The 20,386-nt window shown below is 65.3% G+C and carries 17 protein-coding genes; 14 read left to right on the top strand and 3 right to left on the bottom strand.

Going from position 1 to position 20,386, the window contains the following annotated elements; all coding sequences use genetic code 11:
• Positions 1-39: 39 nt before the first annotated feature.
• The 10 genes from N2602_RS30475 to N2602_RS30430 all read left to right on the top strand — a co-directional run bounded on the left by N2602_RS30475 (position 40) and on the right by N2602_RS30430 (position 14,321).
• Positions 40-1,377: an MFS transporter gene (locus N2602_RS30475; RefSeq protein ID WP_260380369.1), complete on the top strand. Its 1,338-nt coding sequence runs from the start codon at positions 40-42 to the stop codon at positions 1,375-1,377.
• A 243-nt stretch (positions 1,378-1,620) separates the two neighbouring features.
• Positions 1,621-2,727, top strand: a complete 1,107-nt coding sequence (locus N2602_RS30470) for an efflux RND transporter periplasmic adaptor subunit (protein WP_260380368.1) — start codon at positions 1,621-1,623, stop codon at positions 2,725-2,727.
• A gap of 220 nt (positions 2,728-2,947) precedes the next feature.
• Positions 2,948-6,085 carry an efflux RND transporter permease subunit gene (locus N2602_RS30465; RefSeq protein WP_260380367.1) on the top strand — a complete coding sequence of 1,046 codons (3,138 nt, stop codon included), beginning with the start codon at positions 2,948-2,950 and terminating at the stop codon, positions 6,083-6,085.
• A 33-nt stretch (positions 6,086-6,118) separates the two neighbouring features.
• The gene (locus tag N2602_RS30460; RefSeq protein WP_212259013.1) at positions 6,119-6,718 is read left to right on the top strand and encodes a TetR/AcrR family transcriptional regulator; all 600 of its coding nucleotides are present in this window, start codon (positions 6,119-6,121) and stop codon (positions 6,716-6,718) included.
• Positions 6,719-6,978: 260 nt separating this feature from the next.
• Positions 6,979-7,602, top strand: coding sequence for a flavin reductase family protein (locus N2602_RS30455; RefSeq protein ID WP_172785854.1), 624 nt, complete (start codon positions 6,979-6,981; stop codon positions 7,600-7,602).
• A 224-nt stretch (positions 7,603-7,826) separates the two neighbouring features.
• Positions 7,827-10,094 (top strand): acyl-CoA dehydrogenase, encoded by a 2,268-nt coding sequence (locus tag N2602_RS30450; RefSeq protein ID WP_172785855.1) that lies wholly within the window; start codon positions 7,827-7,829, stop codon positions 10,092-10,094.
• Positions 10,094-11,377 carry an acetyl-CoA C-acetyltransferase gene (locus N2602_RS30445; protein WP_172785856.1) on the top strand — a complete coding sequence of 428 codons (1,284 nt, stop codon included), beginning with the start codon at positions 10,094-10,096 and terminating at the stop codon, positions 11,375-11,377. The genes N2602_RS30450 and N2602_RS30445 overlap by 1 nt, the downstream gene beginning before the upstream one ends.
• A gap of 2 nt (positions 11,378-11,379) precedes the next feature.
• Positions 11,380-13,476 (top strand): 3-hydroxyacyl-CoA dehydrogenase NAD-binding domain-containing protein, encoded by a 2,097-nt coding sequence (locus N2602_RS30440; RefSeq protein WP_260380366.1) that lies wholly within the window; start codon positions 11,380-11,382, stop codon positions 13,474-13,476.
• A gap of 21 nt (positions 13,477-13,497) precedes the next feature.
• Positions 13,498-13,908: an acyl-CoA thioesterase gene (locus tag N2602_RS30435; RefSeq protein ID WP_027577195.1), complete on the top strand. Its 411-nt coding sequence runs from the start codon at positions 13,498-13,500 to the stop codon at positions 13,906-13,908.
• Positions 13,909-14,129: 221 nt separating this feature from the next.
• A complete protein-coding gene (locus tag N2602_RS30430; RefSeq protein WP_036013862.1) occupies positions 14,130-14,321 on the top strand; it encodes a hypothetical protein in 192 nt (63 codons plus the stop codon).
• A gap of 227 nt (positions 14,322-14,548) precedes the next feature.
• On the opposite strand, the gene N2602_RS30425 is transcribed toward N2602_RS30430, so the two are convergent.
• Complete coding sequence (locus N2602_RS30425; protein ID WP_172785960.1) at positions 14,549-15,001, bottom strand: nuclear transport factor 2 family protein; 453 nt, start codon at positions 14,999-15,001, stop codon at positions 14,549-14,551.
• Between the two features lie 154 nt (positions 15,002-15,155).
• Here N2602_RS30425 and N2602_RS30420 point away from each other — a divergent pair, with 154 nt between their 5' ends.
• Positions 15,156-15,842 carry an HAD family phosphatase gene (locus N2602_RS30420; protein WP_260380365.1) on the top strand — a complete coding sequence of 229 codons (687 nt, stop codon included), beginning with the start codon at positions 15,156-15,158 and terminating at the stop codon, positions 15,840-15,842.
• Between the two features lie 106 nt (positions 15,843-15,948).
• Positions 15,949-16,794: a DeoR/GlpR family DNA-binding transcription regulator gene (locus tag N2602_RS30415; RefSeq protein WP_172785859.1), complete on the top strand. Its 846-nt coding sequence runs from the start codon at positions 15,949-15,951 to the stop codon at positions 16,792-16,794.
• A gap of 3 nt (positions 16,795-16,797) precedes the next feature.
• Here N2602_RS30415 and N2602_RS30410 read toward each other — a convergent pair whose 3' ends face one another.
• Positions 16,798-17,214 carry a type II toxin-antitoxin system VapC family toxin gene (locus N2602_RS30410; RefSeq protein ID WP_260380364.1) on the bottom strand — a complete coding sequence of 139 codons (417 nt, stop codon included), beginning with the start codon at positions 17,212-17,214 and terminating at the stop codon, positions 16,798-16,800.
• Positions 17,214-17,465, bottom strand: coding sequence for a type II toxin-antitoxin system prevent-host-death family antitoxin (locus tag N2602_RS30405; protein WP_197949300.1), 252 nt, complete (start codon positions 17,463-17,465; stop codon positions 17,214-17,216). The genes N2602_RS30410 and N2602_RS30405 overlap by 1 nt, the downstream gene beginning before the upstream one ends.
• 288 nt (positions 17,466-17,753) lie before the next feature.
• Here N2602_RS30405 and glpD point away from each other — a divergent pair, with 288 nt between their 5' ends.
• Together glpD and N2602_RS30395 are read left to right on the top strand one after the other, a co-directional pair.
• Complete coding sequence (gene glpD / locus N2602_RS30400) at positions 17,754-19,304, top strand: glycerol-3-phosphate dehydrogenase (protein WP_212259019.1); 1,551 nt, start codon at positions 17,754-17,756, stop codon at positions 19,302-19,304.
• Positions 19,301-20,377, top strand: a complete 1,077-nt coding sequence (locus tag N2602_RS30395) for an ABC transporter ATP-binding protein (protein ID WP_212259020.1) — start codon at positions 19,301-19,303, stop codon at positions 20,375-20,377. Before glpD ends, N2602_RS30395 begins: the two co-directional genes overlap by 4 nt.
• Positions 20,378-20,386: the final 9 nt, after the last annotated feature.

The following is a 20,386-nucleotide window of genomic DNA, read 5'->3' as shown; positions in this document are numbered from 1 at the left end:
CCTGTTGAGCCCTAGAAAAGCAACAACCCGGGGGAAGCCATGAGCCAGACCACCTATGCCGGTTCTGTCGGCCGTGCCAAGAGCGCCAAGAGCGACATCGAAACCGCGACCATCCGCGCCATTTCCTGGCGCCTGATTCCCTTCCTGGTGCTGGCCTACTTCTTCTCCTATCTCGACCGCGTCAATCTCGGCTTTGCCGCGCTGACCATGAATGCGGACCTGAAGTTCACGCCGCTGATCTTCTCCTGGGGCGCCGGCATCTTCTTCATCGGCTATTTCATCTTCGAGGTGCCGAGCAATCTGGCGCTGGAGAAATTCGGCGCCAGCCGCTGGATCGCCCGGATCATGGTGACCTGGGGCATCATCTCGGCGCTGATGGCAATGGTCAGCGGCGTCACCAGCTTCTATGTGCTGCGCTTCCTGCTCGGCGTGGCCGAAGCCGGCTTCTTCCCGGGCATCATCCTCTATCTCACCTATTGGTATCCGGCCGAATATCGCGCCCGCTTTCTTGCGGCCTTCGCCATTGCGGTGCCGGTCTCGACCGTGATCGGCGCACCGATCTCGGGCTTGCTGCTCGGGCTCGACGGCCTCATGGGGTTGAAGGGCTGGCAATGGCTGTTCATCATCGAGGGCATCCCGTCGGTGCTGCTCGGCATCGTCACCTGGTTCTACCTCACCGACAAGCCGGAGAAGGCGGACTGGCTCTCGGCCGAGCAGAAGGCGTGGCTCAAGGCGAAGCTCGATTCGGAGATTGCGGCCAAGCAGGCGGTGAAGCATTTCTCGCTCGGCGAGGCGCTGTCTTCACCGAAGGTAATCGCGCTCAGCCTGATCTATTTCGGCTTCGTCGGCGCGCTCTACGGCATGCAGTTCTGGCTGCCGCAGATCGTCAAGGCGTTCGGCCTCACCAACGCCCAGACCGGATTCGTCACCGCGATCCCGTATCTGTTCGGCACCATCGCCATGATCCTGTGGGCGCGGCATTCGGATGCGAGCCGCGAGCGCGTCATGCATGTCGGCGCGCCGCTGCTGCTCACGGCGATTGCGCTCGGCATTTCCTCCTATCTCACCGATCCCACGCTGACCATGGTGGTGCTGACGGTCGCCGCGATCGGCGTGTTCTGCTGCTTCGGCGTGTTCTGGACGCTGCCGACCGCCTGGCTCTCCGGCACGGCGGCCGCCGGCGCCATCGCGCTAATCAACTCGATCGGCAATCTCGCCGGATTCGGTGGGCCGTACCTGATTGGCTGGGTCAAGGAGGCGACGGGGCAGACCTCGACCGGTCTCCTGGTGCTCGCCGTGCTGCCGCTGCTCGCGGGCATCCTGGTGTTCGTCGGCGGCCACGACAGCAAGCACGAATTCGCCGACCACGGGCGATAGTGCAGGGTCTTGCAGGGTGGGCAACGGCGCGTCCTTTGCGCGCCGTGCCCACCGTCTTCCCCTACGCTGACCTGATTGGTGGGCACGCTCCGCTTTGCCCACCCTACGATAGCACCGCTGTCGCCCATCCACTCAATACTCCACCACCCCTTAAGATCACGCATTCCTGATGACTGACGATTATTGACTTTTATCAGTGAACAGTCGACATTCCTCTCAATCGAGATGCAGGAGTGTCCTTCGATGTTCGTCCGGTCGGTTTTGTCGAGCTATTCCAAGCTTTTGGCAGGAGCCTCGCTCGCCCTGATGGCCGTTTCGCTGGCAGGGTGCAATGACACCGTTGCCGAAAAGGCCGAGCCGCCGCGGCCGGTTCTGGTGGCAACCGCCCATTACGATGCCGAGACGCCGGAGCGCAGCTTCGTCGGCACCATCCGCCCCAGGATCGAGAGCGATCTCGGCTTCCGGGTCGCCGGCAAAGTCGCCAAGCGCCTCGTCGAAGTCGGCCAGACGGTCGAAGTCGGCCAGCCGCTCGCCACCCTCGACGAGGTCGATTTGAAGCTCCAGGCCGAGCAGGCCGTTGCCGAGCAGGGCGCCGCAACCGGCGTGCTGGCCCAGGCCGCCGCCGCCGAGCAGCGCGCCAAGGACCTCAAGGCCAAGGGCTGGACCACCGACGCGCAGCTCGACCAGAGCCGCGCCGCCGCCGATGAAGCCCGTGCGCGCTTGAACCGGGCCGAGCGCTCGGTCGAGTTGACCAAGAATTCCCTTTCCTACGCGACGCTCGTTGCCGACGCCCGCGGCGTCGTCACCGCAACGCTGATCGAGCCCGGCCAGGTGGTCGCCGCGGGCCAGGCTTCGATCCGTGTCGCCCGCTTTGCCGAGAAGGAAGCGGTCGTCGCGATCCCTGAAACGCTGGTTGGACGTGCCAAGTCGGGCGTCGCCAGCGTCACTCTTTGGTCTGAGCCGAACAAGAAATACACGGCCAAGCTGCGCGAGATCGCGCCGGCGGCGGATCCCGCCACGCGCACCTATCTGGCAAAGTTCTCGCTGCCCGAGGCCGACGACAAGGTCGCGCTCGGCATGACCGCGACGCTGACGCTGTCGGATGCCGCGACCGAGCGGGTCGCGCGGCTGCCGCTGTCGGCGCTGTTCAACGAGGGCGGCAAGCCGTCCTTCTACGTCGTCGACGACAACGGTGGCGTCACGCTCAAGCCGGTCACGGTGAAGTCCTACGAGAGCAAGGACGTCGTCATCACCGGCGGTGTGGAGGAGGGCGCCAAGATCGTCGCCCTCGGCGTGCAGAAGCTCGATCCGGGCCAGAGGGTACGGATCGTGTCGTCGCTGAGTTTCTAGTTCTTACCGCTCTGGGTTCGCCCTGCGGTCGCCCCGGAGCGGCAAGAGCAATGAGTTCGTCGTGTGAGGTGAGTTTCGGCCGTTGTCCCTAAGCAAAGGCTGAAGCGGCGAAGCGATCCAGAACCTGCCCAGCCCCCTGGATTGCTTCGCTGCCTCGCGACGACGGTTTGAGCAAAGCGGCTGTCGTTGTTTGCAACTGGATCGTCTTTCGGAGAGTGCGATGAAGCGCTTCAACCTTTCGGCCTGGGCCGTCAGCCATCCGACGCTGGTGCTCTTCCTGATGCTCGTGCTCGGCGTCGCCGGCTTCTTCTCCTACGAGAAGCTCGGGCGTGCCGAGGACCCGTTCTTCACGGTGAAGGTGGTCAACGTCTCCGTGATCTGGCCCGGCGCGACCGCGCAGGAAATGCAGACCCAGGTCGCCGATCCCATCGAGAAGAAGATCCAGGAGCTGCCGTATTTCGAGAAGGTGCAGACCTATTCCAAGCCCGCCTTCACCGCGCTCCAGGTCACCTTCCGCGATTCGACGCCGCCGAAGGACGTGCCCTACCTCTTCTATCTGCTGCGCAAGAAGCTGGTCGACGTGCAGGGCCAGCTGCCCTCCGGCATCCTCGGGCCCGTCGTCAACGACGAGTTCTCCGATGTCGATTCTATCCTCTACATGATGACCGGCGACGGCGCCGACTATGCCCAGCTCAAGAAGGTCTCCGAAGGCTTTCGCCAGCGCCTGCTCAAGGTGCCCGGCGTCACCAAGGTCGACGTCTACGGCAACCAGGATGAGCGCATCTTCGTCGAATTCAGCCATGCCAAGCTCGCCACGCTCGGCATCACGCCGCAGGCCCTGTTCGATTCGCTCGCCAAGCAGAACAACGTGACCCCGGCCGGCACGGTCGAGACCTCCTCGCAGCGCGTGCCGCTGCGCGTCACCGGCGCGCTCGACGGTGCCAAGGCCGTCGCCGAAACGCCGGTCGAGAGCAACGGCCGCGTGTTCCGTCTCGGCGATATCGCCACCGTCACCCACGGCTATGTCGATCCGCCGAGCTTCGTCGTGCGCCAGGAAGGCAAGCCCGCCATCGGCATCGGCGTCGTCACCGCCAAGGGCGCCAACATCCTCGAGCTCGGCAAGCAGGTCGAGAAGGCGACGGCCGACTTCATGAAGGCGGTGCCGCAGGGCGTCGACGTCAGGCTGATCGCCGACCAGCCCAAGGTGGTCGAGCACGCCGTCGGCGAGTTCGTGCATTCCTTCATGGAAGCGCTCGTCATCGTCCTGTTCGTCTCGTTCCTGGCGCTCGGCTGGCGCACCGGCATCGTGGTCGCGCTGTCGGTGCCCTTGGTGCTCGGCATCGTCTTCGTCGTCATGAACACGATGTCGCTCGACCTGCACCGCATCACGCTCGGCGCGCTGATCATCGCGCTCGGCCTGCTCGTCGACGACGCCATCATCGCGGTCGAGATGATGGTGGTGAAGATGGAGCAGGGCTGGGACCGCATGCGCGCGGCGTCCTTTGCCTGGGAATCTACTGCGTTTCCGATGCTCACGGGGACGCTGGTCACGGCCGCTGGCTTCCTCCCCATCGGCTTTGCCAATTCCGCGGTCGGCGAATATGCCGGCAGCATCTTCTGGATCGTGGCGATCGCGCTGGTCGCCTCCTGGTTCGTGGCGGTGATCTTCACGCCCTATATCGGCGTCAAGCTGCTGCCCGAAATGAGGGCCCACCACAACCATGATCCGCATGCGGTCTACGAGACCCGCATGTATCGGGGCCTGCGCGCCATCGTGCAATGGTGCGTCAACCACCGCATCACCGTGGTGGTCGCGACCGTCGGCGTCTTCGTCGCCTCGATCGTGGGCTTTGGCCATGTCCAGCAGCAGTTCTTCCCGTTGTCGGAGCGGCCCGAGCTGTTCCTGCAGCTGCGCCTGCCCGAGGGGACCGCCTTCAACGTCACCGAGAAGGCGGTGAAGAAGGCCGAGACGCTGCTCAAGGACGACAAGGACATCGAGACCTATACCGCCTATGTCGGCCAGGGCTCGCCGCGCTTCTGGCTCGGCCTCAACCCGCAGCTTCCGAACGAGGCCTTTGCCGAGATCGTCATCGTCGCCAAGGGCGTCGAAGCGCGCGAGCGCATCAAGGCCAAGATTGAGACCGCGGCTGCCGAGGGCTTCCTGACCGAGGCGCGCGTGCGCGTCGACCGCTTCAATTTCGGCCCGCCGGTCGGCTTCCCCGTCCAGTTCCGCGTGATCGGCCCGGATGCCAACAAGGTCCGCGAGATCGCCTACCAGGTCCGCGACGTCATGCGGGAGAACAAGAGCGTCAAGGACGTCCAGCTCGACTGGAACGAGCAGTCGCCTTACCTGAAGCTCGTCGTCGACCAGGACCGCGCCCGCGCCATGGGCCTGACCCCGCAGGACGTCTCGCAGGCGCTGGCGATGCTGATCTCGGGCTCGCAGGTCACCACCGTGCGCGACGGCATCGAGAAGGTCGGCGTGGTCGCCCGTGCGATCCCGTCCGAGCGTCTCGATCTCGGCGGCGTCGGCGATCTCACCATCACCTCGCGCAATGGCGTTGCCGTGCCGCTGCAGCAGATCGCTCGAATCGAATATGCCCACGAGGAGCCGATCATGTGGCGGCGCAACCGCGACATGGCGATCACCGTGCGCTCCGACGTCGTCGATGGCGTGCAGGCGCCCGACGTCACCAACCAGATCACGCCGAAGCTGAAGGCGATCAAGGACCACCTCGAGCCGGCCTACCGGATCGAGCCGGGCGGCGCGTTCGAGGAATCCGCCAAGGGCAACGCCTCGATCTTCATCCTCTTCCCGGTGATGGTCATGGTGATGCTGACGCTGCTGATGATCCAGCTGCAGAGCTTCTCACGCCTGATCCTGGTGTTCCTGACCGCGCCGCTCGGCATCGTCGGTGCCTCGCTCGGCCTCAACGTCGCCAACGCCCCGTTCGGCTTCGTGGCGCTGCTCGGCCTGATCGCGCTCGCCGGCATGATCATGCGCAACGCGGTCATCCTGGTCGACCAGATCGAGACCGACGTCAGCCACGGCCTGACCCGGCGCGAGGCGATCGTTGAGGCGACCGTCCGTCGTGCCCGACCGGTGGTGCTGACGGCGCTCGCCGCCATTCTCGCCATGATACCGCTGTCGCGCTCGGCCTTCTGGGGCCCGATGGCGATCACCATCATGGGCGGCCTGTTCGTCGCGACCTTCCTGACGCTCCTGTACCTGCCGGGCCTCTACGCCCTGTGGTTCCGCAAGAGCCTGGATGAGGCCGGAACGCCCGAGCAGCCTGCCGCGCCGCAGCATGGGAGCGATGACCCGCACGCAATTCCGCTTGCCGAAGCGGCTGAATAGATGAGAAGACTGCTGACCAACGAGTCCTGACTGATGGCCCTTGTTTCGGAACATATCGAAGTCGACACCCGGGATCGCATCCTCGAGGTGGCCGAGCGGCTGTTCCGCCAGATCGGCTACCAGAAGACGACGGTCGGCGACATCGCCAAGGAGCTCAGGATGAGCCCCGCCAACGTGTATCGCTTCTTCGAATCGAAGAAGGCGATCCATCAGGCGGTGGCGCGGGGCCTGATGGGCGAGGTCGAGCTGGAGGCGCAGCGGATCGTGGCAAAGCCCGGTCCGGTCAAGGAGCGCTTCCGCGAGCTGCTCACCACCATCAATCGCATGAACACCGAGCGCTATGTCGGCGACAACAAGCTGCACGAGATGGTCGCGATCGCGATGGAGGAGGACTGGGACGTCTGCGTCGCCCATATGGAGTGCATCGCCGGCGTCATCGGCCAGATGATCGCGCAAGGCGTCGCCTCCGGCGAGTTCGAGGCGCCCGACCTGCAACTGGCCTCGCTGTGCGCCTGCACCGCGATGATTCGCTTCTTCCATCCCCAGATGATCGCCCAGTGCGCCACCAAGCCGGGCCCGACCATCGACCAGATGATCGATTTCGTCATCGCGGGTCTGTCGCCACGCCACTGACGGGCGGGGGCGTTTGCTCCTATAAGCAGACTGATCGCCCCGGCATGACCGCCGGAGGCGGGCCGGGACGGACCCACAAACTCCGTCATTGCAAGCCATCGGGTCCGCGCGAAGCGCGGCCCAAACTCCGTCATTGCAAGCCATCGGGTCCGCGCGAAGCGCGGCCCGATGACAGGCTCCACGAAGCAATCCAGACTAGTCTCCGCGGAGGGATTCTGGATTGCTTCGCTGCGCTCGCAATGACGGGAAGGAAACAGCGCGTGACCGACAAAGACCTGTACTTCTACGAGCCCTCCAAGGGCCACGGCCTCAAGCACGATCCCTTCAACGCCATCATCGCGCCGCGGCCGATCGGCTGGATCTCCTCGCGCGACGCCAGGGGCCACGTCAACCTCGCGCCCTACAGCTTCTTCAACGCGTTCTGCTACGTGCCGCCGATCATCGGCTTCTCCTCCACCAACTGGAAGGACACGGTGGCGAACATGGAGCAGACCCGCGAGTTCGTCTGGAATCTCACCACGATGGATCTCGCCAAGCACATGAACGCGACCGCGGCGCATCTGGCGCCGGAGGTCGACGAGTTCGAGGTCGCGGGGCTCACGGCCGTGCCCGGCAAGGTCGTCAATGTGCCGCGGGTAGCTGAGAGCCCCGTCGCCTTCGAGTGCAAGGTGTCAGACATCGTCCGCCTCAAGGGCGCCGACGGCAAGGAGGCCGACGCCTGGCTGACGCTCGGCGAAGTCGTCGCCGTTCACATCGACAAGGCCTTGATCAAGGACGGCGTCTACCAGACCGCCGCCGCCCGCCCCATCGTCCGCGCCGGCCGGCGCGGCGATTACTTCGAGATCAAGCCGGAAAACATGTTCGAGATGGTCCGGCCGGATTAGGTCACTCCGTCATTCCGGGCTCGCGCCAAGAGGCGCGCCCCGGAATGACGCTGAGAGACATTGCTCCCAATTCCCTCCCGGAACTGTCCCCACGCCCCGGCCGTTATCGCCTGGGCGGCCGCCCGGCCGCGTCAATTCGCTTGTTTTTGCCCGCGAAGTGTTCACGCACCCCGGCCACTTTCCGCTAAAATGACCTGTCACCGCGCCGATGCATGAGGTCCGCCATGAGCTTCCGCCGCGACACCATCACAAAGCCGATCTTCTCCTGGGCGCGCGGCGTGCTGCCGGCGATGTCCGGCACCGAGCGCGAGGCGCTGGAGGCGGGTGACGTCTGGTGGGATGCCGATCTCTTCACCGGCGACCCTGATTGGTCGAAGCTGCTGAAGGTCCCGCAGGCGAGGCTGACGGACGAGGAACGGGCGTTCCTGAGTGGCCCCGTCGACGAGCTCTGCGCCATGCTCGACGAGTGGAAGATTTTTTGGGAAACGCGCGACCTGCCGCAGGACGTCTGGCACTTCGTCAAGCGCGAAAAGTTCTTCGGCATGATCATTCCGAAGGAGTTCGGCGGCCTCGGCTTCTCGCCCTACGCGCATTCGGAAGTCGTACGCAAGATCTCGACCCGCTCGATCGCGGCCGCGGTCACCGTGATGGTGCCGAACTCGCTCGGCCCCGGCGAGCTCCTGATGCGCTTCGGCACGCACGAGCAGCAGCAGCGCTGGCTGCCGCGGCTCGCCGACGGACGCGAGATTCCCTGCTTCGGACTCACCAGCCCGGAAGCCGGCTCCGATGCCGCCTCGATGGTCGACAGCGGCATCATCTGCAAGGGCGAATTCGAGGGGCGCGAGGTCGTCGGCCTCCGCCTCAACTGGCACAAGCGCTACATCACGCTCGGTCCGGTCGCGACGCTGCTCGGCCTTGCCTTCAAGGCCTATGATCCCGATCATCTCGTCGGGAGCCAGGAAGAGCTCGGCATCACCGTGGCGCTGATCCCGACGAACTTGCCCGGCGTCGAGATCGGGCAGCGCCACCTGCCCTCGATGCAGGTCTTTCAGAACGGCCCGAACTGGGGTCGCGACGTCTTCATTCCGCTCGACTATGTCATCGGCGGGAAGGAGCGCCTGGGGCAGGGCTGGAAGATGCTGATGACCGCGCTCGCCGCCGGCCGCGGCATCTCGCTGCCGTCACTGTCGGCGGCCGGCGCCGCCTATGCGGCGCGCACCACCGGCGCCTATGCCCGCATCCGCGAGCAGTTCGGCATTTCCATCTCCAAGTTCGAAGGCGTCGAGGAGCCGCTCGCGCGCATCGTCGCCACAGCCTATCAGCTCGATGCGGCGCGCCGGCTGACCTGCGCGGCGCTCAATGCCGGCGTCCATCCCGCCGTCATCTCCGGCATCATGAAGTTGCATGCGACCGAGCGGATGCGCAGCGCGGTCGATGACGCCATGGACATCCATGGCGGCAAGGCCGTGATCGACGGTCCGCAAAACTATCTCGGCAATTTGCATCGGGCCGTTCCGGTCGGCATCACGGTCGAAGGCGCCAATATCCTGACCCGCAATCTCATCGTGTTCGGGCAAGGAGCGATCCGTGCCCATCCTTACCTGCTCGACGAGATGAATGCGCTCGCCGATACCGATCGCGAGCGCGGCCTCAGCGCGTTCGACAAGACGTTCTGGAAGCATGTCGCCCACAGCTTCCGGACCCTGTTCCGCGCCTTCGGCCGGAGCTGGACCTTTGGCGCCTTCGCGCCGGCGCCGGATGCGGGCGACGCCGCGCCTTTCTACCGCCAGCTCTCGCGCTACTCCGCGGCGTTTGCGTTCTGCGCCGACATGGCGCTGCTGACGCTCGGCGGCGCGCTCAAGCGCAAGGAGATGCTGTCGGCCCGCTTCGGCGACATCCTGTCCGAGCTCTACCTGCTCTCGGCCGCGCTGAAGCGCTGGCAGGACGAGGGGCGGCAGAAGGAGGATTTCGCGGCGCTGGAATGGTGCATGGCGACCGGGCTCAAAACCATCGAGAACCGGCTTGCCGAAATCCTGGCCAATTTGCCGAACCGCTTCGTCGCCGGCCTCCTCAAGCTCGTGGTCCAGCCGTTCGGCGCCCGCGTGCTCGGCCCGTCCGATCGCGTCGTGCACCAATGCGCTGCCATCGTGCTGGACCCGTCCGCGGCACGCGAGCGCCTCACCCCGGATCTCGCTCATGTCGACGACGACGGCGGCTTTGCCCGGCTGGAGCGCGCGTTTAAGCTGGTCGCGGCGACAGATGCGATCGCCAGGCGCATGCGTGCTGCGCATATCCGCGACTGGAAGGAGGCCGTCAGCAAGGGCGTGGTCACCCAGGCTGAGGGCGAGCAGCTTGCTGCAGCTCATGAAGCCGTCACAAAAGTGATAGAGGTCGACGATTTTGCGCCGGAGGCGCTGTCGCCGATTTACAAGAAAACCGTCAATGTGCATCAGTTCTTCCAGGAACTCGGTGAGCAGAGGGCGGCGAGCTGATGGCACGACCGGTATTCATCGTCGACGGCAGCCGGACGCCGTTCCTGAAGGCGCGTTCTGGGCCCGGGCCGTTCACGCCGGTCGATCTCGCCGTGCAGTGCGGCCGGCCGCTGCTGGCGCGCCAGCCGTTCTCGCCCGATAGCTTCGACCAGGTCATCCTCGGCTGCGTCAACGTGATCGCTGACGAGATGAACCCGGCCCGCGTCGCCGCGCTCCGGCTCGGCATGGGCGAGGACATGGTCGCCTTCACCGTGCAGATCAATTGCGGCTCGGGCATGCAGTCGATCGACACCGCCTATCGCTATATCCGCGAAGGCCATGCCGACATGATTTTGGCTGGAGGCACCGAGGCCTTGAGCCACGCGCCGCTGGTCTGGCCGAATTCCGGCGTGCGCTGGTTCGCCGGTCTTGCCACTGCCAAGGGCGTTGCCGCGAAGGTTGCCTCAGCGTTCAAGCTGAGGCCGCGCGATCTCAAGCCGATCATCGGCCTCGAGCGCGGCCTGACTGATCCCGTCACCGAGCTGAACATGGGTCAGACCGCCGAGGTCGTCGGCCATCTCTTCGGCATCACCCGCGCGCAGTCGGATGCCTATGCCGCCGAAAGCCATCGCCGGCTCGCGCATGCGCAAAGCGCGGGTTATCTGAAGGGCGAGGTCGAGACTGCGTTCTCCCGCGACGGCAAGTTCTTCGACCACGACGACGGCGTGCGCCCGGACTCGACGGCCGAGACGCTCGCCAAGCTCCGGCCGGTATTCGAGCGGCCGTGGGGCCAGGTCACGGCCGGCAATTCCTCCCAGATCACCGACGGTGCGTCCTGGGTGATCCTCGCCTCCGACGCCGCCGTGGCAAAGCACAAGCTGACGCCGAAAGCCGTCATCGTCGACAGCCATTGGGCCGCGCTCGATCCCAGCATCATGGGGCTCGGCCCGGTGATGTCGGTGACGCCGCTGCTCCAGCGCAACGACCTCACCATCAAGGACGTCGAGACCTGGGAGCTGAACGAGGCCTTCGCAACGCAAGTGCTCGGGTGTCTCGCCGCCTGGAACGACGACAAGTTCTGCCGCGAAATATTGCGGCTCGATGGTGCCGCCGGCGAGATCGACCGCGAGAGGCTGAACGTCGACGGCGGCGCGATTTCGCTCGGCCATCCCGTCGGCACCTCCGGCAATCGCATCGTGCTGCATCTCGTCAATGCGATGAAGCGGCTCGGCACGCGGCGCGGAATTGCCACCGAATGCATCGGCGGCGGGCTCGGTGGCGCCATGCTGATCGAGGCGGTGTGACCATGGATTCCAAGATCATGACCGCGCTCGGCGGCCGCGTGCTGGAGATCGGGCCGCGGCCCGCACCGGATGGTCCCTACAAGCACTTCAAGCTGACGCGCCATTCGGATGGTGTCGCCTGGCTGCTGTTCGACCGCGCTGACGGCAACGCCAACACGCTCTCGTCCGACGTGATGGAGGAGTTCGACGCCGTGCTCGCGGCGATCGAGACCGAGCGCCCCGCCGGTCTCGTCATTCGCTCGGCAAAGCCGTCGGGCTTCATTGCCGGCGCGGATGTCAACGAATTCCGCGGCGCGTCCGATCCCGACATGGTCGAGACGCGCATCCGCGCCGCGCACGCGGTGGTCGACCATCTGGAAGCGCTAAAGCTGCCGACGGTCGCGGTCATTCACGGCTTCTGCCTCGGCGGCGGGCTCGAGGTGGCGCTGGCCTGCCAGGCGCGCATCGCCATCGAGGGGGCGCGTTTCGGCTTCCCGGAGGTGATGCTCGGCCTGCATCCTGGTCTCGGCGGCACCGCCCGGTTCACCGCGCTGGTCAATCCGACCCAGTCGATGGCGCTGATGCTGACCGGCCGCACCATCGACGCGCGCCGCGCCAAGGCGCTCGGCCTCGTCGACACCGTGACGCAGGAGCGCCACGTCCAGGGCGCGGTGAAGGATGCGCTGTTCGGCCGTCTGAAGCGGGCCAAGCCCGGTCTGCTGACGCGCGCCGCCAATCTCGGGCCGGTGCGCGGCCTGCTGGCCAAGCGCATGCGCGCGGAGGCCGCGAAGGCTGCATCGCGCGAGCATTATCCCGCGCCCTATGCGCTGATCGATCTCTGGGAGACCCACGGCGGCAGCAAGTCCGCGATGCTGAAGGCCGAGCAGGCCTCGTTCGCCAAGCTGATGGTTACGCCGACCGCGCAGAACCTGATCCGCGTCTTCTTCCTGCGCGAGCAGATGAAGAAGGCGGCAGGCTCCGCTAGCACGGTGAAGCAGGTCCACGTCATCGGCGCCGGCGCCATGGGCGGCGACATCGCGGCCTGGTGTGCGGGGCAGGGCTTCCGCGTCTCGCTCGCCGACATGAAGCCGGAGCCGATCGCGGGCGCAGTCAAACGCGCGGCCGACCTCTACGGCAAGATCATCCGCAAGCCCACCGACGTGCGCGACGCGCTTGATCGCCTGATCCCCGACATGGACGGCGAGGGCGTCCGCAACGCCGATCTCATCATCGAGGCGGTGCCGGAGAAGCTGGAGCTGAAGCAGAAGGTCTATGCCGGGCTCGAGCCGCAGATGAAGCCCGGCGCGATCCTCGCGACCAACACGTCGAGCATTCCGCTCCAGGACCTGCGTACGACGCTGGCGCGGCCGGAGCGGCTGGTCGGCCTGCATTTCTTCAACCCGGTGTCGCGGCTGCAGCTGGTCGAGGTCGTGAGCCATGACGGCAACGATACACAAGTACTTAAAGAGGCGCTCGCCTTCGTCGGCGCCATCGACCGCCTGCCGCTCGCCGTGAAGAGCTCGCCCGGCTTCCTCGTCAACCGCGCGTTGACGCCCTACATGCTGGAAGCGATGGTGATGCTGGACGAGAAGACGGACCAACGCATGATCGACGCTGCGGCCGAGCAGTTCGGCATGCCGATGGGACCGATCGAGCTGGCCGATCAGGTCGGGCTCGATATCTGCCTCGACGTCGGCGACATGCTGCGCACCAAGTTCGGCGATCTCCTGCCGCCGACGCCGGCCTGGCTCCGCGAGAAGGTCACCAAGGGCGAGCTCGGCCGCAAGACCGGCAAGGGTTTTTACACCTGGAAGGACGGCAAGGCGGAGAAGACGCCGTTGCCGCAGACCGGTCCGCGCGTCACTGACCAGATGATCGACCGCCTGGTGCTGCCGATGTCCAACGTCTGCGTCGCGGCCCTTCGCGAAGGCATCGTCGACGATGCCGATGCAGTCGACGGCGCCATGATCTTCGGCACCGGTTATGCACCGTTCCGCGGCGGTCCGCTGAACTATGCGCGCACGCGTGGCGTCGAAAACATTGTATCCACTCTTCGCGCGCTGGCTGAACGATTCGGCGCGCGTTTCGCGCCCGATCCGGGCTGGGACAATTTCAAGTGAGCAATCTCGCGTGAGAGGGGCATGAACGAGCAAGCCACGACCGGGCCGAGCGGCGATCTCTGCATCCGCACGCTGGCGATGCCGGCCGACACCAATGCCAACGGCGACATCTTCGGCGGCTGGCTGCTCAGTCAGATGGACGTCGGCGGCGGCGTGTTCGCCTCGAAGGTTGCGCGGTCGCGCACCGTGACGGTCGCGATCGAGGCGATGAATTTTCGCAAAGCGGTCTATGTCGGCGATCTCGTCTCGGTCTATGCCAATCTCGTGCGCGTTGGGCGCACCTCGCTGACCGTGCATCTCGAGGCCTGGGCATTGCGGCGCAAGGAGCTGCATCCGTTCCTCGTCACCGACGGTCATTTCACCTACGTCTCGATCGACGACCACGGCCGTCCGCAGGCGATCCAGCGAAACGATCCGCCGATCGCGACGTAATCGCGCGCGGCGCTCTGCCTCATCTTGCGAGCTTTGCAGCGCCGCAAAACGCGGCACGAGCAAGTCACCTCGTCGCGGCTTCGCCAAGAACCAGTCATAAAACGGATGAGGTCCCGGCGTACTCAATTGCGTGTCGATTCGGGGTGGAAACGGCCTCAAATGCCTAGGGAACCTTTGGGCAGGAGCACCGTTGTTTGCCCGCACTGAGGAATCCACGGACTATGCCGGACAGCTACATCATCGAAGTCGATTCGCAGACCGCAGGTATCGTCGTTCGTTCTTCTGGAGGCTACTGCTTCTTCGCCTCGTCGCACCGCTTCAACCGTCTCGAAGGCCAGCTCTTCCGCAACGCCCGCGAAGCCGAGCGCGCCGCGCGCAGGCTGGTGAACGGCGATGTGAAGGAGGCGGCGTAAGCACCTACCGCCGGTGATTTCGACGCGCGAGGCGTGGTCGGAATTTTTTGCCGAGCGCACCGCTGCCCCTTCTCCCCTTGTGGGAGAAGGTGGCGCAAAGCGCCGGATGAGGGGTTGCTTCAGCAAGCTCACATGTGAAGGGTGGCTCGCGGAGAGAGACCCCTCACCCGTCTCGCCGCTGCGCGGCGAGCCACCCTCTCCCACAAGGGGAGAGGGCAAGAACGTCATCACAACTTCGTCGCCGCCCGCGACAACAGCTTCCACTCGTCGCCCTGCTTCTGCCAGTTCATCAGGATGTGAAGGTTGGTCGATACTTTTTTCCCATCGGCCGCCATCTCCTGCTCGCCCAGCCAGTGGAAACGCACGATCGCTGCGGGGCCGACGACCTTGATGGTGGGATCCTTGTATTCGATTGACAGAAACTTGGACTTGCCGTCGGTCGCGTTGGCGATGAATGTCGCCTTGTCCTCGACCTTGCCGCTGGAATGGCTGTAGCTCAGCTCCTCCGCGCACAGCGCGCCGAGCGCCTTGGGATCGGCCGCGATCTGGGCGAGGCGGAAGGCATCGACCCTCTTCGCCACGGCTTCCTCGTCTGCCGAAGCGGCGAGCGCCGGCGTCGCGAACGCAAGCGCGGAGACGGCGAGAGTCGAGAGAGCCAGATCGCGTCGGTTGATCGTCATCGTTTCCTCCTTTTTGATCTTGTGGCCAGTGTTGCAGTCGCGCGCGGCTTTGTCGAGCGTCACCTGCTGGTCATGTGGATGCGTCATTGCGCGATCGAGGCCGTATTGATACGCCTTCCGCATCGATGCGTCGCGCATTTGGGAAAGTACGGAAATGATCGAGACCAAACACGATGGAACGGGCCGGGCGTTGTTGTTCGACATCGACGGCACGCTCGCCGACACCGACCCGTTGCACTTGAAGGCTTTCAACCAGGTGCTCGGCCCGCACGGACACGTCTTCGATCACGCACGTTTCTCCCGCGAGCTGCAGGGCTTCGCCAATGTCGCGATCGGCGATCGCTTTCTGCCCCACGAGGCGCCGGAGCGGCGCGCCCTGATCCTCGAAGAGAAGGAGGAGGTCTTCCGCACCTTGGTGGCCGGGCAGATCGCACCGCTGCCGGGCCTGATGGCGCTGCTCGACCGCGCCGATGACGCCGGCATTCCCATGGTCGCCGTGACCAACGCGCCGCGTCTCAACGCCGAGCTGCTGCTCTCCGGCCTTGGCATCACGCATCGTTTCAGGGCACTCGTGATCGGCGCCGAGCTGCCGCATGGCAAGCCGCATCCGCTACCGTACCAGGAAGGGCTGCGTTTCGTCGGCGCGAGGCCGGAAAGCTCGATCGCATTCGAGGACTCCCGCACCGGCGTGCAGTCCGCGACCGCCGCCGGCATTCCGACTGTCGGCATTCGCACCAGCCTCAGCCATGCTGACCTGATTGGAGCAGGCGCGGTCGCCTCCGCCAGCGCGTTCGACGATCCGGACCTGATCGCACGTCTTGCAAGCGTCATGGCGTGGTAGGAAATGGCGTCGTGAGAACCTCCATCCGTTAACCGTGATCGGCATCCGCATTGACCGCAGGCGCGAACCGCCGCACCATGCATCATCCTGATGTGAGGCCTTTGCCGTGACCGGACTGACCCATCGCCAAGCCGAAATCCTCAACATCGCGCGCGCCTCCGGCCGAGTCATGGTCGAGGAGCTCGCGCGCCGCTTCGAGGTGTCGGCGCAGACCATCCGCAAGGATCTCAACGATCTCTGTGAGCGCAGATCGCTGACCCGTATCCATGGCGGCGCCATCATCGCCTCGGGCGTCGAAAATCTGGCCTATGAGGCGCGCCGCTTCGTCGCCGCCGACGAGAAGAAGGCGATTGGGGCGGCCGCCGCCTCGCTGATCCCGAACGGCTGCTCGCTGTTCATCAACATCGGCACCACGACGGAGGAGGTCGCGAGCGCGCTGACCTCGCATGAGGACCTGCTCGTCATCACCAACAACCTCAACGTCGCCATGCTGCTCTACCGCCATCCGCGCATCGAGGTGGTGGTCGCCGGCGGCACGGTGCGGCGCGCCGACGGCGCCGTGGTCGGCTCGACCGCGACGCAGCTGATCGGCCAGTTCAAGGTCGACTACGCCATCATCGGCGCGTCCGCGATTGACGAAGAGGGCGCGCTACTCGACTTCGACTATCGCGAGGTGCAGGTGGCGCAGGCCATCATCGCCAATGCCCGCAGCGTCATGTTGGTCGCCGATTCCACAAAACTTCGCCGCAGCGCGCCGGTGCGCATCGCCCACATCACCCAGATCCAGACCTTCGTCACCGACCAGGAGCTGCCCGAGCGCCTCGCCACCATCTGCCACAGCAAGGGCATCGAGGTGGTCGAGGCGATGCCGAAGGGCGCGGATATCGACGATGCGCCGACCGACGGCCAGGACGCCGCACCGGAAGCCGCGCCGGTGGTGCGGCTGAGATAGCGGCTAAGCGTCGTCCGACGGGTTGAGCAGCGCAACGCCCGTCGGTTTGAAATCCTCTACATTGCGCGTAACAACCGTCAAACCATGAACTAGCGCGGTTGCAGCAATGAGCGCGTCGCGTTCGGCGCGCGGGTTGGGAACGTGAAGTTGTGCGCAACGCCGCGCGACAGCCGTATCGATAGGCAGGATCCGACCCTCGAAGCGAGCCAGAATCTGGCTGTTGATCCAGCTGCGCAAGATGGCACCTTGCGCTGCGTCCCTGCGTTCGATCAGGCGTGCGCCAAGTTCGATCTCGAGAATCGAAATGACTGAGATGAAGAAGTTTGCTGCCGGAATTGCGCCTGCCCAGGCAACGACGTGCCGATCGGCCTTGTCCGGTCGCCTCAATTCGGAAATGACATTGGTGTCCAGCAGGAACATCAGTCGAGATCAGCAGCCCTGAAGATGCCCTCGTCCACGCGAGGCGGATCGAAATCAAAATCCGCGTTCGTCTGCGCCAGAGCTTCCGCAAGGCTCATGTGTCCGCCGGTCAGGCGCAAGTAGTCCTCGATGGTCAGCAGGACATGGGCTGGACGGCCGCGGTCCGTAATGAAAACGGGTCCTTGCGATGCCGCTTTCTTGGCGCCGCTGGTGTCTTGATTGAATTCTCGGCTGGTCAGGGTGGTCACCATCGTCTGAGCCTCCAAGCCGTGGCCATGCTCCGCTTGGGAAGCTATGTAGGAATGTTGCTACATACAAGTGCAAAGACGTGCCGGCCCACTGGCCCGTGCCTGGATGCCGTTCGGTCGAGCTACTTGCGCCAAAATCTGTCCGTCCACCTGCCGATTTCGCTGCCTCATTGCCCACCAAAAAGTTCCGCTTTCGCTTCCTTTCGCCTCTCTTTCATCTTGCTTTCGTTTTCCGGTGTGATCTAATCAAAAGCGAAAGTAGCCGCTCGACGAACGGGCGGTCGCCGGGGGATGCGTCTGTTGGAGCGTATTTTCGATCTCGCCATCATTGGAGGCGGTGTTAACGGCTGCGGCATCGCGCGCGACGCGGTGGGCCGCGGTAACACGGTTTTCCTGTGCGAAATGAACGATCTGGCGAGCGGGACATCGTCCTGGTCGACCAAGCTCGTGCACGGTGGCCTGCGCTATCTCGAATATTACGAGTTCCGGCTGGTCCGGGAGGCGCTGATCGAGCGCGAGATCCTCTGGGGCATCGCGCCCCACATCATCCGACCCCTGCGTTTCGTTTTGCCGCATCACGCCGGCCTGCGCCCGGCCTGGCTGCTGCGCCTTGGCCTCTTTCTCTATGATCACATCGGCGGCCGTCACCTGCTGCCGGCGACCCGCTCGGTCGATCTCAAGCGCGATGAGGTCGGTAAGCCACTGATCCCGAATCGCTACAGCCGCGCCTTCGAATATTCGGACTGCTTCGTCGACGACGCCCGCCTCGTCGTGCTCAATGCGCGCGATGCCGCCGACAAGGGGGCCGAGATCCGCACCCGTACCCGCGCCACCGAGATTCGCCAGTCGGACGGCCTCTGGACCGTCAGCATGGTCGACACGCTGACTGGCGCGCGCTCGCAGATCCGGGCCAAGGCGCTGATCAATGCCGGCGGCCCCTGGGTCGAGGACGTGCTCGGCCGCGGCGCCGGCGTGAATGCGAAGGCCAAGGTGCGCCTGGTGCAGGGCTCGCACATCGTCGTGAAGAAGCTCTACGACCACGACCGCGCCTACATGTTCCAGAACGCCGACGGCCGCATCATCTTCGTGATCCCGTACCAGGACGACTTCACGTTGATCGGCACCACCGACCGCGACTATGACGGCGATCCCGCCAAGGTGAAGGCGACGACTGAGGAGATCGAATATCTCTGCAAGGCGGCGAGCGAATATCTGGCCAAGCCGGTCGCGCCCGCCGACGTGGTCTGGACCTATTCCGGCGTGCGTCCGCTTTATGACGACGGCGCCAGCGAGGCCAAGGCCGCCACGCGCGACTACGTGTTCGAGCTCGACACGCCCGGCGGCGTGCCGCTGCTGTCGATCTATGGCGGCAAGATCACGACCTATCGCAGGCTCGCCGAGGAGGCGCTGGAGCGCCTTGCGCCCTATCTGCGCAGCGCGAAGGCGCGCGAGGGCTGGACCGGCAAATGGCCGCTGCCCGGCGGCGACATGAACGTCTCCGACATCGACGGCCTGATCGCCGAGCTGCAGCGCGGCTACCCCTTCCTCAGTCATGCGCATGCGCGGCGCCTGGCGCGCGCCTATGGCACCCGCGCCATCAAGCTGCTCGGCGATGCCAAATCGGCTGCGGATCTCGGCCAAGCCTTCGGCGCCACGCTGACCGAGCGCGAGGTCCGCTATCTCATGGCCAACGAATGGGCCGTCACCGCCGAGGACGTGGTCTGGCGCCGTTCCAAGCTCGGCCTGCGACTATCTGCCGACGAGATCGCGGCCCTCGACGACTGGATCAGGAGCCACGCGGTGGCGCAAAGTCCCCTGCTGGAAGCGGGAGGACGCTCATGACCGTGACACTCGATCACGTGACCCGGACCGTCGAGGGCGTGCCGCACATCCGCGACGTCTCGCTGACGCTCGAGAGCGGCACGCTCAACGTGCTGCTCGGGCCGACGCTGTCGGGCAAGACCTCGATCATGCGGTTGCTCGCCGGCCTCGACAAGCCGACCACGGGCAAGGTGTTCGTCAACGGAAAGGACGTCACCGGCGCCGACGTGCGCCAGCGCTCGGTCGCCATGGTCTATCAGCAGTTCATCAACTACCCCTCGCTGACGGTCTACGAGAACATCGCCTCGCCCCTGCGCGTGCAGGGCAAGCCGCGCGACGAAATCGAGGCGCGCGTGGCGGAGGCGGCAAAGCTGCTGCGGCTCGAGCCGTTCCTGAAGCGCACGCCGCTCCAGCTCTCCGGCGGTCAGCAGCAGCGCACCGCGATCGCGCGCGCGCTGGTCAAGGGCGCCGATCTCGTGCTGCTCGACGAGCCGCTCGCCAATCTCGACTACAAGCTGCGCGAGGAGCTGCGGGCCGAGCTGCCGCGCATCTTCGAGGCCTCGGGCGCGATCTTCGTCTATGCCACCACCGAGCCGACCGAGGCGCTGCTGCTCGGCGGCAACACGGTGTGCATGTGGGAGGGCCAGGCACTGCAGATGGGCGAGACGTCGAACGTCTATCGCCGCCCGCGGACTCTGCGTGTCGCCCAGGTGTTCTCCGATCCGCCGCTCAACCTGGTGGGCCTCGAGAAGGGGGATGGCATGGTTCAATATGCCGGCGGCAGCGCTGCACCGGCGTCCGGACTTTATGCGGGACTTCCCGACGGCTTCTATCGCGTCGGCTTCCGCGCCCATCAGCTCGGGCTTGCCAATGGCGAGGCCGACCGTCACGCCTTCCACGCCACTGTCACGGTGACCGAGATCACCGGTTCGGAGAGCTTCGTGCATTTGACCCGCGACGGATCGAACTGGGTTGCGGTGCTGCACGGCGTGCATGAGTTCGAGCCCGGCCAGATGCTCGATGCCGTGCTCGATCCCAATGATGTCTTCGTCTTCGATGCCGCCGACCGCTTGGTCGCGGCACCGGGCTCTTAACGGGGAGAT

The organism is Bradyrhizobium sp. NC92 (assembly GCF_025200865.1).
In the GTDB taxonomy this organism is placed as follows: Bacteria; Pseudomonadota; Alphaproteobacteria; order Rhizobiales; family Xanthobacteraceae; genus Bradyrhizobium.
Note: the sequence above shows the minus strand (reverse complement) of the source record. Positions and strands in the feature narration are given on the sequence as shown.

Bases quoted from the DNA above. Each gene is read 5' to 3' on its own strand.
- N2602_RS30470 (WP_260380368.1), top strand. From the start codon at position 1,621: ATGTTCGTCCGGTCGGTTTTGTCGAGCTATTCCAAGCTTTTGGCAGGA.
- N2602_RS30430 (WP_036013862.1), top strand. From the start codon at position 14,130: ATGCCGGACAGCTACATCATCGAAGTCGATTCGCAGACCGCAGGTATC.
- N2602_RS30465 (WP_260380367.1), top strand. From the start codon at position 2,948: ATGAAGCGCTTCAACCTTTCGGCCTGGGCCGTCAGCCATCCGACGCTG.
- N2602_RS30410 (WP_260380364.1), bottom strand. From the start codon at position 17,214: ATGTTCCTGCTGGACACCAATGTCATTTCCGAATTGAGGCGACCGGAC.
- N2602_RS30405 (WP_197949300.1), bottom strand. From the start codon at position 17,465: ATGGTGACCACCCTGACCAGCCGAGAATTCAATCAAGACACCAGCGGC.
- N2602_RS30460 (WP_212259013.1), top strand. From the start codon at position 6,119: ATGGCCCTTGTTTCGGAACATATCGAAGTCGACACCCGGGATCGCATC.
- N2602_RS30440 (WP_260380366.1), top strand. From the start codon at position 11,380: ATGGATTCCAAGATCATGACCGCGCTCGGCGGCCGCGTGCTGGAGATC.
- N2602_RS30395 (WP_212259020.1), top strand. From the start codon at position 19,301: ATGACCGTGACACTCGATCACGTGACCCGGACCGTCGAGGGCGTGCCG.
- N2602_RS30445 (WP_172785856.1), top strand. From the start codon at position 10,094: ATGGCACGACCGGTATTCATCGTCGACGGCAGCCGGACGCCGTTCCTG.
- N2602_RS30435 (WP_027577195.1), top strand. From the start codon at position 13,498: ATGAACGAGCAAGCCACGACCGGGCCGAGCGGCGATCTCTGCATCCGC.
- N2602_RS30450 (WP_172785855.1), top strand. From the start codon at position 7,827: ATGAGCTTCCGCCGCGACACCATCACAAAGCCGATCTTCTCCTGGGCG.
- N2602_RS30475 (WP_260380369.1), top strand. From the start codon at position 40: ATGAGCCAGACCACCTATGCCGGTTCTGTCGGCCGTGCCAAGAGCGCC.
- N2602_RS30425 (WP_172785960.1), bottom strand. From the start codon at position 15,001: ATGACGATCAACCGACGCGATCTGGCTCTCTCGACTCTCGCCGTCTCC.
- N2602_RS30420 (WP_260380365.1), top strand. From the start codon at position 15,156: ATGATCGAGACCAAACACGATGGAACGGGCCGGGCGTTGTTGTTCGAC.
- glpD (WP_212259019.1), top strand. From the start codon at position 17,754: ATGCGTCTGTTGGAGCGTATTTTCGATCTCGCCATCATTGGAGGCGGT.